General features: G+C 51.8%; 13 protein-coding genes. 4 read left to right on the forward strand and 9 right to left on the reverse strand.

Features of this window, described 5'->3' with window-relative positions; translation table 11 throughout:
• Positions 1-3: 3 nt before the first annotated feature.
• From glmM to rlmE, 4 genes are all read right to left on the reverse strand, one after another.
• Positions 4-1,341 carry a phosphoglucosamine mutase gene (glmM, locus tag WC7_RS04850; RefSeq protein ID WP_016154671.1) on the reverse strand — a complete coding sequence of 446 codons (1,338 nt, stop codon included), beginning with the start codon at positions 1,339-1,341 and terminating at the stop codon, positions 4-6.
• The gene (folP, locus tag WC7_RS04845; protein WP_016154672.1) at positions 1,334-2,182 is read right to left on the reverse strand and encodes a dihydropteroate synthase; all 849 of its coding nucleotides are present in this window, start codon (positions 2,180-2,182) and stop codon (positions 1,334-1,336) included. Before folP ends, glmM begins: the two co-directional genes overlap by 8 nt.
• A gap of 98 nt (positions 2,183-2,280) precedes the next feature.
• Positions 2,281-4,215: an ATP-dependent zinc metalloprotease FtsH gene (gene ftsH, locus WC7_RS04840; protein ID WP_019077783.1), complete on the reverse strand. Its 1,935-nt coding sequence runs from the start codon at positions 4,213-4,215 to the stop codon at positions 2,281-2,283.
• A gap of 99 nt (positions 4,216-4,314) precedes the next feature.
• On the reverse strand, positions 4,315-4,944 hold the full coding sequence (gene rlmE, locus WC7_RS04835) for a 23S rRNA (uridine(2552)-2'-O)-methyltransferase RlmE (protein ID WP_003025015.1): 630 nt from the start codon (positions 4,942-4,944) through the stop codon (positions 4,315-4,317).
• Positions 4,945-5,069: 125 nt separating this feature from the next.
• On the opposite strand from rlmE, the gene yhbY reads away from it, so the two are divergent.
• A complete protein-coding gene (gene yhbY / locus WC7_RS04830; RefSeq protein ID WP_003025016.1) occupies positions 5,070-5,363 on the forward strand; it encodes a ribosome assembly RNA-binding protein YhbY in 294 nt (97 codons plus the stop codon).
• 153 nt (positions 5,364-5,516) lie between these two features.
• Here yhbY and greA read toward each other — a convergent pair whose 3' ends face one another.
• Positions 5,517-5,993, reverse strand: coding sequence for a transcription elongation factor GreA (gene greA, locus WC7_RS04825; protein ID WP_016154674.1), 477 nt, complete (start codon positions 5,991-5,993; stop codon positions 5,517-5,519).
• 248 nt (positions 5,994-6,241) lie between these two features.
• Between greA and dacB the strand changes: the two genes are divergently transcribed.
• Entirely contained in the window at positions 6,242-7,675 is a 1,434-nt protein-coding gene (dacB, locus tag WC7_RS04820) for a serine-type D-Ala-D-Ala carboxypeptidase (RefSeq protein ID WP_016154675.1), read from the forward strand.
• A gap of 95 nt (positions 7,676-7,770) precedes the next feature.
• Here the strand turns inward: dacB and cgtA are convergent, their stop codons facing one another.
• The 4 genes from cgtA to rplU form a co-directional block, all read right to left on the reverse strand.
• The gene (gene cgtA, locus WC7_RS04815) at positions 7,771-8,943 is read right to left on the reverse strand and encodes an Obg family GTPase CgtA (protein WP_016154676.1); all 1,173 of its coding nucleotides are present in this window, start codon (positions 8,941-8,943) and stop codon (positions 7,771-7,773) included.
• 15 nt (positions 8,944-8,958) lie between these two features.
• A complete protein-coding gene (locus WC7_RS04810) occupies positions 8,959-9,924 on the reverse strand; it encodes a DMT family transporter (RefSeq protein ID WP_016154677.1) in 966 nt (321 codons plus the stop codon).
• Between the two features lie 127 nt (positions 9,925-10,051).
• A complete protein-coding gene (gene rpmA / locus WC7_RS04805) occupies positions 10,052-10,309 on the reverse strand; it encodes a 50S ribosomal protein L27 (protein ID WP_003025030.1) in 258 nt (85 codons plus the stop codon).
• Between the two features lie 19 nt (positions 10,310-10,328).
• A complete protein-coding gene (gene rplU / locus WC7_RS04800; protein WP_003025032.1) occupies positions 10,329-10,640 on the reverse strand; it encodes a 50S ribosomal protein L21 in 312 nt (103 codons plus the stop codon).
• A 257-nt stretch (positions 10,641-10,897) separates the two neighbouring features.
• Here rplU and ispB point away from each other — a divergent pair, with 257 nt between their 5' ends.
• Together ispB and sfsB are read left to right on the forward strand one after the other, a co-directional pair.
• On the forward strand, positions 10,898-11,869 hold the full coding sequence (gene ispB, locus WC7_RS04795) for an octaprenyl diphosphate synthase (RefSeq protein ID WP_019077785.1): 972 nt from the start codon (positions 10,898-10,900) through the stop codon (positions 11,867-11,869).
• Positions 11,870-12,090: 221 nt separating this feature from the next.
• Positions 12,091-12,375, forward strand: a complete 285-nt coding sequence (gene sfsB / locus WC7_RS04790; protein WP_016154679.1) for a DNA-binding transcriptional regulator SfsB — start codon at positions 12,091-12,093, stop codon at positions 12,373-12,375.
• The last annotated feature ends 10 nt before the right edge of the window (positions 12,376-12,385 follow it).

A 12,385-nucleotide genomic window follows, 5' to 3' on the forward strand; every position in this document is an offset into this window, starting at 1 on the left:
TGATTACACCGCTTTGACGGCATCGGCAATACGGTGAGCGAATTCAGTCACCTGCGCTTCATCTTCACCTTCAACCATCACGCGAATTAACGGTTCTGTACCTGACTTACGCAGCAGAACACGTCCGCGATTACCCAGTGCAGCTTCAACTTCAGCCATCACCGCTTTCACGTTTTCATGTTCCAGCGGATCGCCGCTACCTGCGGTGTAACGTACGTTAACCAGCAGTTGCGGGAACATTTTCATGCCGCTGCACAGGTCGTGCAAACTCATATGGTTGCGCACCATCGCCGCCAGTACCTGCAGACCTGCAACAATACCGTCACCGGTGGTGGTTTTGTCCAGCAGGATCACATGGCCTGAGTTTTCAGCACCGATACGCCAGCCTTTTTCCTGCATTTTTTCCAGTACATAGCGGTCGCCGACTTTCGCACGGGCAAACGGAATACCCAACTGTTTCAGCGCCAGCTCGAGGCCCATATTGCTCATCAGCGTGCCTACCGCGCCACCGCGCAGCTGCCCCTGACGCAGGGCTTCACGGGCAATGATGTACATGATCTGATCGCCATCGACCTTATTGCCTTCGTGGTCAACCATAATGACGCGGTCGCCGTCACCATCCAGCGCAATACCCAGATCGGCTTTTTCCGCCATCACGCGCGCCTGCAGGGCGCGGACGTCGGTGGCACCGACTTCTTCATTGATGTTAACGCCGTTTGGCTCACAGCCAATAGCAATCACGTTTGCGCCCAGCTCACGCAGTACATTTGGCGCAATGTGGTACGTCGCACCATTAGCGCAATCCACCACAATTTTAAGCTCACTCAGACTCAATTCATTCGGGAAGGTGCCTTTGCAAAACTCGATATAACGACCGGCAGCATCAACGATACGGGTAGCTTTACCCAGGTCAGCCGAGTCCACGCAGGTGATCGTTTTTTCCATTTCAGCTTCGATAGCTTCTTCAACCGCATCCGGCAGTTTGGTCCCATCGATGGAGAAGAATTTAATCCCGTTGTCATAGTACGGGTTGTGTGAAGCGGAGATAACAATCCCGGCTTCAGCACGGAAGGCGCGCGTCAGATACGCAATGGCGGGTGTTGGCATTGGGCCCGTGAAAGAAGCCGACAGTCCGGCGGCAGCCAGACCCGCTTCCAGTGCGGACTCCAGCATATAGCCAGAAATACGCGTATCTTTGCCGATAATAATTTTACGTGAACCATGACGTGCCAGCACTTTTCCTGCAGCCCAACCCAGTTTGAGCACAAAGTCAGGGGTAATTGGGGCGTCGCCTACCCGACCACGGATGCCATCGGTGCCAAAATATTTACGATTACTCATAGCGTTTATTTTCCTTTGCAGACAATGTGGCTTCCACCACACGCATCGCTTCTACGGTTTCTTTGACGTCATGGACACGAATGATATGCGCCCCTTGCATTGCGGCAATGACCGCACACGCAAGGCTACCGCTCAGGCGTTCGGATGGCCCCACATTCAGCAACTGGCCAACCATTGATTTTCGTGACATCCCAACCAGCAATGGCAGATTAAAATGATGAAACTCAGCCAAACGTGCCAGTAATGTGTAGTTGTGAGTGAGATTTTTACCGAATCCGAACCCGGGGTCGAGCAACAATTTATCTTTTGTGATTCCAGCCCGCTCGCAGCGTGCTATTTGTTCAACAAAGTAACGATTTACATCAGCAAAAACATCCTCGTACTTTGGTGCTTCCTGCATGGTTTTCGGCTGACCCTGCATATGCATCAGACAAACCGGTAATCCGGTTTCTGCTGCGGCTTCCAGCGCCCCAGGCTCCGAGAGTGAGCGAATGTCATTAATGATATGTGCGCCGACTCTGGCGCACTCGCGAATCACTTCTGCTTTTGAAGTATCGACCGAAATCCACACTTCAAAACGTTGAGCAATCGCCTCCACCACCGGGATCACTCGCTGCAACTCTTCTTCCACGCTCACATCGGCCGCGCCTGGACGCGTGGATTCACCACCCACATCAATGATAGTCGCCCCAGCGTTAATCATCAGGTTTGCGTGTTTTACCGCCTCAACCAGAGAGTTGTGCGCACCACCATCGGAAAAGGAATCTGGCGTGACGTTCAAAATCCCCATGACGTGTGGATGGCTGAGATCCAGTGAAGACCCCTGAGCAAAGAGTTTCATAGTTTTATCCCTGATAACATCTTGAATATACAAATAAGAAAAACCCCGGGGCAAGCCCCAGGGTTTTAAATTAAAACACGGTCATCATCAACGATAACTTATTTGTCGCCCAGTTGCTCTGACATGGTGCCAGAGTCCGGCGCACGCGGTTCATCAACCGGACGCGGCGCGCTCGGCTTGCCGGTGCTGCCAGAGTTGTTGTTAGAAGAACCCGGTTCTTCCCAACCCGCTGGCGGGCGTACCTCGCGGCGAGCCATCAGATCATCAATCTGCGGCGCATCGATGGTCTCATATTTCATGAGCGCATCTTTCATCGAGTGCAGAATGTCCATGTTTTCGTTCAGCAGACGACGCGCACGGTCATAGTTACGCTCAATCAGCAGTTTAACTTCCTGATCGATAATACGAGCCGTTTCATCGGACATATGTTTAGCTTTCGCCACAGAACGTCCCAGGAACACTTCGCCTTCTTCTTCAGCGTACAGCAACGGACCGAGTTTCTCGGAGAAGCCCCACTGAGTAACCATGTTACGCGCCAGGTTAGTCGCGACTTTAATGTCGTTCGACGCACCGGTAGAAACATGTTCAACACCGTAGATGATCTCTTCGGCCAGACGACCGCCGTACAGCGTGGAGATCTGACTTTCCAGTTTCTGACGGCTGGCACTGATAGCGTCGCCTTCAGGCAGGAAGAAAGTCACACCCAGCGCACGACCGCGCGGGATAATCGTCACTTTGTGCACCGGATCGTGTTCCGGTACCAGGCGACCGATAATCGCGTGGCCTGCTTCGTGATACGCGGTAGATTCTTTCTGCGCTTCCGTCATCACCATGGAGCGACGTTCCGCACCCATCATGATTTTGTCTTTCGCTTTCTCGAATTCAACCATCGATACAACACGCTTGTTGCCACGAGCTGCAAACAGCGCCGCTTCGTTGACCAGGTTCGCGAGATCTGCACCGGAGAAGCCAGGCGTACCACGTGCAATGATTGCCGCATCGATATCCGGAGACAGCGGTACGCGACGCATATGCACTTTCAGGATCTGTTCACGACCGCGGACATCCGGCAGACCAACCACAACCTGACGGTCGAAACGGCCTGGACGCAGCAGCGCAGGGTCAAGAACGTCCGGACGGTTAGTTGCCGCGATAACGATAATGCCTTCGTTACCTTCGAAGCCGTCCATCTCAACCAGCATCTGGTTCAGTGTCTGCTCACGTTCATCGTGACCACCGCCCAGACCCGCACCACGCTGGCGGCCTACGGCGTCGATTTCATCGATGAAGATGATGCACGGTGCCGCTTTCTTGGCTTGTTCGAACATGTCACGCACACGAGATGCACCGACACCCACGAACATTTCCACGAAATCAGAACCGGAAATGGTGAAGAAAGGAACCTTCGCTTCACCTGCGATAGCTTTCGCCAGCAGGGTTTTACCCGTACCCGGAGGACCGACCATCAGGACGCCTTTCGGGATTTTACCGCCCAGCTTCTGGAAACGGCTCGGTTCGCGCAGATACTCAACCAGCTCAGCAACTTCTTCTTTTGCTTCGTCGCAACCAGCAACGTCCGCAAAAGTCGTTTTGATCTGATCTTCCGTCAGCATGCGCGCTTTGCTCTTACCGAACGACATGGCACCTTTGCCACCACCGCCCTGCATTTGACGCATGAAGAAGATCCAGACACCAATCAGCAGCAGCATTGGGAACCAGGAAATGAAGATAGAAGCCAGCAGGCTCGGCTCTTCAGGCGGTTCACCAACAACCTTGACGTTTTTGGTCAGCAGGTTATCAAGCAGCTTCGGATCGTTAACCGGAATGTAGGTCGTGTAACGGTTACTATCTTTCTTGGTAACGTTAATCTCACGTCCGTTGATCTTCGCTTCACGAACCTGGTCCTGATTGACCTCTTGCAGGAAGGTAGAGTAATCAACCTTACGGCCATTAGACTCGCTGGGCCCAAAGCTCTGGAATACTGACATCAGCACAACGGCAATGACCAGCCAGAGAATTAGGTTTTTCGCCATGTCACTCAAGGGATTAACCTCATATTACAACTGTGTTAAAAACAGCGTCAGGATACTCTATATCCAGTTTCTTTCAAACTTTCGTTTGAAATCTACCGGTTATGGTTTACGCCCGGTCGCTACAATATACACTTCACGCGAACGGGCGCGAGAAGAGTCCGGCTTACGAACTTTGACCTTCGTAAACAGGGAGCGAATCTCTCTTAGATACTCATCGAAGCCTTCGCCCTGGAACACCTTCACTACAAAACTACCACCTGGCGCTAATACATCACGAGCCATTCCAAGCGCCAGCTCTACCAGATACATGGCCCGGGGAATATCCACCGCCGGTGTTCCACACATATTTGGCGCCATATCAGACATGACAACTTGTACTTTACTGTCACCTACGCGCTCAAGTAACGCTTTCAGGACTAATTCATCACGAAAGTCGCCCTGAAGGAAGTCCACACCAACGATTGGATCCATAGGTAAAAGATCGCAAGCGATAATGCGGCCAGTGTTGCCGATCTGCGTAACCGCATATTGCGACCAGCCACCGGGTGCAGCACCGAGATCAACAATCGTCATCCCCGGTTTAAAAATTTTGTCACTTTGCTGTATTTCATCAAGTTTAAACCAGGCACGGGAACGTAACCCCTTTTTCTGCGCCTGCTGAACATATTTATCGCTAAAGTGTTCCTGAAGCCAGCGACTCGAGCTGGCAGAACGCTTTTTACCTGTCATTTCACATTCCCAAAGGGCAGTTCATCGTAACCAATGGTGTAAATTTCTACACAGCTATTTGGCGATATATGGGAGATGGCGGTAGAATGACCCGTTTTCAATCCCAACGTAAGCAAAAATATACGATGAATCTGAGTACTAAACAAAAACAGCACCTGAAAGGTCTGGCACATCCGCTCAAGCCTGTAGTTATGCTTGGCAACAATGGTTTGACCGAAGGGGTACTGGCCGAGATTGAACAAGCGTTAGAGCACCATGAACTTATCAAGGTGAAAATCGCCTCGGAAGATCGCGATACTAAAACCTTGATCGTGGAAGCTATCGTACGCGAAACCGGCGCCTGCAATGTACAGGTCATCGGTAAAACGCTGGTACTGTATCGCCCGACTAAAGAACGTAAAATCTCGCTGCCACGCTAAGAATATCCCAAAGTTGCACACGAAGTTTGTGTAAAACGCGGGATTTTCCGCTAGCAGGAGAGCAAAATGCCACGCTCTCTTCGTTGATAAAAGGCCGCTATGCGGCCTTTTTCCTTTCTTTACAATGTATCAACATCTTAACCAAGATGCGAATTACAGGTATTCTACCTTCGTTACTTCATATTCCACTTCACCGCCCGGCGTTTTGATAACCACCACGTCATCCTGCTCTTTACCGATCAGGCCACGAGCAATAGGCGAGTTCACCGAAATCAGGTTCTGTTTAAAATCGGCTTCATCATCGCCGACAATACGCCAGGTCTGCTCTTCGTCGTTATCGAGATTCAGCACGGTAACCGTCGCGCCGAAAACTACGCGACCATTGTTCGGCATTTTTGTGACGTCGATAACCTGCGCGTTGGACAGTTTAGCTTCGATATCTTTAATGCGCCCTTCGCAGAAACCCTGCTGTTCGCGCGCCGCGTGATACTCTGCATTTTCTTTCAGGTCGCCATGCTCGCGCGCATCTGCGATAGCGGCAATGATTTCAGGACGGCGCACCGATTTCAGAAAATCCAGCTCTTCGCGCAGTTTTTCAGCACCACGTAAGGTCATTGGGATAGCTTGCATTTGTTATACCTCTTGAACATTCCTGTAGGGGGCGGCTGCTCTCACCCCGGCTGCTAAGCCCACTCTGGCATACGCCATGCCAGAGTCAGAAGCAAAAAAATACCGACCCGGGGCTCAGGGTCCCAGGTCAGCTACAATTCTCTATTTGATGATCATTTTACCCTGGAGTTCCCTATGGGTCATCGTTTACTTTTTGGGGCGTTGCGCCGTAGTATGACGGCCTGTTTCCAGGTTGTTAGCGCGAGATTATGCGATTTTCCAGATTTACCATTGGATTGACTACCAGTATAGCGTTCAGCGTTCAGGCTGCGAACGTCGACGAGTATATCAATCAGCTCCCTGCCGGGGCCAACCTCGCCCTTATGGTACAGAAGGTTGGCGCACCTGCTCCTGCTATTGATTACCATAGCCAGCAGATGGCGCTGCCGGCCAGTACCCAGAAAGTGATCACCGCGCTGGCGGCATTGATTCAGCTCGGGCCAGACTTTCGTTTTACCACCACGCTTGAGACTAAAGGCAACGTGGAAGGCGGCGTTTTGAAAGGTGACTTAGTGGCGCGATTTGGTGCCGATCCGACGCTAAAACGTCAGGATATTCGCAATATGGTGGCAACCCTGAAAAAATCAGGCGTGACGCAAATTGCCGGAAATGTCATGATCGACACCTCCATTTTCGCCAGCCATGATAAAGCGCCTGGCTGGCCCTGGAACGACATGACGCAATGTTTTAGCGCACCGCCTGCGGCGGCTATTGTCGATCGTAACTGTTTCTCGGTTTCACTCTATAGCGCGCAAAAACCTAACGATCTCGCCTTTATCCGCGTGGCATCTTACTACCCGGTCACCATGTTCAGCCAAGTGCGTACTCTCGCTCGTGGCTCTGCCGAAGCGCAATATTGTGAACTGGACGTGGTTCCAGGCGATCTCAACCGCTTTACGTTGACCGGATGCCTGCCCCAACGAGCCGATCCGCTGCCGCTGGCATTCGCTATTCAGGACGGCGCCAGCTATGCCGGGGCGATTATCAAAGATGAGCTAAAACAAGCCGGTATCACTTACAGCGGGACTCTGCTGCGCCAGACGCTGGTCAACGAGCCGGGGACCGTGGTAGCCAGTAAGCAGTCGGCGCCGCTGCACGACCTGCTTAAGATTATGCTGAAAAAATCGGACAACATGATTGCTGATACCGTTTTCCGTATGATTGGCCATGCACGATTTAACGTGCCTGGCACCTGGAGAGCAGGTTCTGATGCCGTACGCCAGATTCTGCGTCAGCAAGCGGGTATTGATATCGGCAACACCATTATTGCCGACGGTTCTGGGCTCTCGCGCCATAACCTGATTGCCCCGGCGACCATGATGCAAGTGCTGCAATATATCGCTCAGCGCGATAACGAGCTGAACTTTATCACCATGCTCCCGCTGGCAGGCCATGACGGCTCTTTGCAATACCGTGCGGGTCTGCATCAGGCTGGCGTAGATGGCAAAGTATCGGCGAAGACAGGCTCACTGCAGGGGGTCTATAACCTTGCAGGCTTCATCACCACGGCAAGCGGTCAGCGCATGGCATTTGTGCAGTATCTGTCTGGTTATGCGGTAGAGCCAGCCGATCAGCGTAATCGCCGTATTCCACTGGTCCGCTTCGAGAGCCGGTTATACAAGGATATTTATCAGAATAACTGAGTATGTTTGCCGGATGGCAGCGCTAACGCACCTAATCCGGCCTTCTGAAACCTGGAAACAAAACCCCGGCAACATGGCCGGGGTTTTTAATGTGATTAACGCTTGTAGATGAACTCAACGCCTTCTTCGTCGTCTTCGTCCCAATCGTCATCCCAGTCATCTTCTGCTTCGTCTTCGACTTCAGCGAGCTGCTGGCGGTGATAATCATCCCACATGAACTCGACTTTCTCTGGCTGTTTCGCTTCTTCAGCCTGAACAATCGGGTTCTCGATGATAAAGGTCATCACATCCCAGCAGAGATCCTTCACGCCCAACTGGCTGGCGGCGGAGATCAGGTAATATTTACCTTCCCAGCCTAACGCTTCGGCGATCGCTTTCGCTTTCTCTTCCGCTTCAGCCTTGTCCAGCAAATCAATTTTGTTGAACACTAACCAACGCGGTTTAGACGCCAGATCCTGGCTGTATTTTTCAAGCTCGCCAATAATGATACGGGCATTTTCAACCGGATCGGAACCGTCAATCGGATCGATATCAATGAGGTGTAGCAGTACGCGGCAGCGTTCCAGGTGTTTCAGGAAGCGGATACCCAAGCCTGCGCCTTCAGCCGCGCCTTCAATCAGACCCGGAATGTCGGCAACCACAAAGCTCTTTTCGTTGTCCATACGCACCACACCCAGGCTCGGAACCAGAGTGGTGAACGGATAGTCAGCGACTTTCGGCTTCGCCGCGGACACCGCACGGATAAACGTCGATTTACCGGCGTTTGGCATGCCCAGCATCCCGACGTCCGCCAGCAGCATCAGCTCCAGCATCAGATCGCGTTTATCGCCCGGTGTACCCATCGTTTTCTGACGCGGAGTACGGTTGACCGAGGATTTGAAACGGGTGTTGCCCAGACCGTGCCAGCCGCCTTTAGCGACCATCAGACGCTGACCGTGTTTGGTCATGTCGCCCATGGTTTCGCCCGTGCCCTGATCGATTACACGCGTACCTACAGGCACTTTAATCGTGACATCTTTACCACGCTTGCCGGTGCAATCACGGCTCGCGCCATTCTGTCCACGTTCCGCGCGGAATGATTTTTCAAAACGGTAATCGATCAGCGTGTTCAGGTTTTCGTCGGCTTCCAGCCAAACGTCACCACCGTCACCACCGTCTCCACCGTCCGGACCGCCTTTTGGGATGTACTTTTCGCGGCGGAAGCTGACGCAACCATTACCGCCATCACCTGCAACGACCAGAATCGATGCTTCATCAACAAACTTCATTTTACTCTCCGTAAATCATTCGCCTGAGCGGGGCTGCGAAACCACCGTTTCATGCTTACGTAAACCGCCCCAAATTCGATGACCAATGGCGGAATACATCGCGCCCGCAACCACGATAAACGCACCGAGATAACCTAATAGGTTTAGCATCGGTCTGGCGAAGAAATCGGGCCAGGCCAGTGATAATAAATCTGAAAATAACAACGTAAACAGCGGAGTGAGCGTAATAATGGCGCTCACCTGTGCCGCCTGCCAACGCGCCATCGCTTCCGCGAGAGCACCGTATCCTACCAGCGTATTCAGGCCGCAGAATACAAGGCATGCCAGCTGCCAGTCACTGAGCTGCGTGATGACACCGGGTTTAGCCAACGGCAACAACGCAATAGTACATAAAGTGTACAGTAAAAACAGGATCTGCGGTGATGCCAGGCGGCGCAATAACACCTTTTGCGCGACCCCATAGCTCACCCAGACCATCGCCGCACCAACACCAAAGATAACGCCCCAGGTGTAATCGGTGAGTCGGGTAAAAATTTCGATCAGACTGGTATTAAAAAACAGAACCAGACCGCTCAGAAGCATAATGGCGCCAATCACCTGCGTACCGCGCATCTTTTCTTTCAGGATAAAGACGCTGGCAATCATCATACCAACCGGTGACAGCTGACCGATAACCTGCGAAGCCGTTGGGCTCAAATATTGCAAGGATGAACTAAACAGAATGAAGTTACCGAACAACCCACCGGTAGCGATAGCCAACAGGATCAGCCAACGCGCTTTGCGAAAAATACGCAACGGAGGGAGCTTTTTTTTAACCGCAAGAATAGCGCCAAGGCCAATGCTTGCCATTAAAAAACGGTAGAACACCACGGTAGGAGGCTCCATCACCTCCAGCACTTGCTTCATCGCTATTGGCAAAGCGCCCCAACATACTGCCGTTGTGAGTGCTAACAGAATACCAATACCTGCCTGCTGCTTCATGCCGTATTCCCTGCAAGGGCTCGTTTCCGGGTTATCACGGCGCGACGAGCGTATTTACCGGCCGTCGAATGTAAAAAGCCCCGCAACGTGTTGCGGGGCTTTTATCCGTTACCGGGACGCGAAAAACTTATTCAGCAACGATGCTGATGAATTTACGGTTTTTCGGGCCTTTCACTTCAAATTTCACTTTACCGTCTGCTTTAGCAAACAGAGTGTGGTCTTTGCCGCAACCAACGTTGGAACCAGCGTGGAATTTAGTACCACGTTGACGAACGATGATGCTACCAGCCAGAACTGTTTCACCGCCGAAGCGTTTTACGCCCAGACGTTTAGCTTCTGAATCGCGACCGTTACGAGTCGAGCCGCCAGCCTTTTTATGTGCCATTTAATCTGCTCCCCTTAACTTAAGCGCTGATGCCAGTGATTTTTACATCAGTGAACCACTGACGATGGCCCTGCTGCTTACGGTAGTGTTTACGACGACGAAACTTAACAATTTTAACTTTCTCGCCACGACCGTGAGCAACAACTTCAGCTTTGATAACGCCGCCATCAACGAAAGGAACGCCGATTTTGACTTCTTCACCGTTTGCGATCATCAGAACTTCTGCGAATTCAACAGATTCGCCAGTTGCGATGTCCAGCTTTTCCAGGCGAACGGTCTGACCTTCGCTTACTCGGTGTTGTTTACCACCACTTTGGAAAACCGCGTACATAAAAAACTCCGCTTCCGCGCACACCTTTTTGATGATTCAGAGTGCGCTATAAATATTCACAATAGGGCGCGAATATTACGCAAAACGCGAGCCTTTGACAAGTGCTACGTCAATACATGAAGAAAAAAAACACAACACGTACGGTAACGTTTATCTATGGCGTTTTTTCAGTACAATCAGCATATATTTATAACCCTAAACCCGACGTTACCTTCCGATACAGTGAGGTAATCGGGGCGAGAAGCCCGGCTTTTGCGATGAATTTAGAAAAAATCAATGAGTTAACCGCGCAAGATATGGCGGGGGTCAATGCGACAATCCTTGAACAGCTCAATTCCGACGTGCAGCTGATCAATCAACTGGGGTACTACATCGTTAGCGGCGGCGGAAAACGCATTCGCCCAATGATCGCCGTACTCGCCGCGCGTGCAGTTGGCTACCAGGAAAATGCGCACGTTACGATTGCAGCCCTCATCGAGTTTATCCACACCGCGACCCTGTTGCACGACGATGTTGTGGATGAGTCCGACATGCGCCGCGGAAAAGCCACGGCGAATGCGGCGTTTGGCAATGCGGCCAGCGTGCTGGTCGGCGATTTTATCTATACCCGCGCTTTTCAGATGATGACCAGCCTCGGTTCGCTGAAAGTGCTGGAAGTCATGTCGAAAGCGGTCAACGTCATCGCCGAAGGTGAAGTCTTGCAGTTGATGAACGTCAACGACCCGGACATCACTGAAGAAAACTATATGCGCGTTATCTACAGTAAGACCGCGCGTTTGTTTGAAGCGGCTGCCCAATGCTCTGGCATTCTGGCTGGTTGCAGCGAAGAACAAGAGAAAGGGTTGCAGGATTATGGCCGTTATCTCGGTACCGCTTTCCAGTTAATTGACGATTTGCTGGATTACAACGCGGATGGTGAGCAACTGGGTAAAAACGTCGGTGATGACCTCAACGAGGGCAAACCAACGCTGCCGCTGCTGCATGCCATGCGCCACGGCACCCCTGAACAAGCACAAATGATCCGCCAGGCTATTGAGCAGGGTAATGGCCGTCACCTTCTGGAACCTGTTCTGGAAGCGATGAACGCCTGTGGTTCCCTGGAGTGGACTCGCCAACGTGCAGAAGAAGAGGCTGATAAGGCCATCGCTGCGCTGCAGGTACTGCCTGATACGCCGTGGAGAGAAGCGCTGATTGGTCTGGCGCATATCGCCGTACAGCGCGACCGTTAATACCCTGCGGCATCTTTCATCATCCCGTGCCCTGCACGGGATGCTTTTATAAATTCCAATAAACACGTCCCCCTCTCCAGCAACCTTCGCATAAATTTGGCATATTCTGAATATACTCACACTTTACATGAACATTTTAGAACATTAGTTCTCCGGGCGTTATAGTGTCTCCACAACCGATCGTGGAACCATAAGTCGATAACCAAAGGAGAGATGAGTTTATGGAAAACAAGCTGATTGACTGGCATCCGGCCGATATCATCGCCGGACTGCGCAAGAAAGGGACCTCAATGGCCGCTGAATCACGTAAAAATGGATTAAGCTCATCAACGCTGGCCAATGCGTTAACACGCCCATGGCCAAAAGGTGAGTTGATTATCGCCCGATCGTTGGGAACCGACCCGTGGGTGATTTGGCCGTCACGCTATCACGATGCAAAAACACATGAATTTATCGACAGAACGCGGATGATGAGGGGACGCAAAGAGAAACAGAATCCTGAATGAACACTGATGA

The sequence above is a fragment of the Citrobacter sp. KTE151 genome (assembly GCF_000398845.1).
GTDB classification, from domain to species: Bacteria; Pseudomonadota; Gammaproteobacteria; order Enterobacterales; family Enterobacteriaceae; genus Citrobacter; species Citrobacter braakii.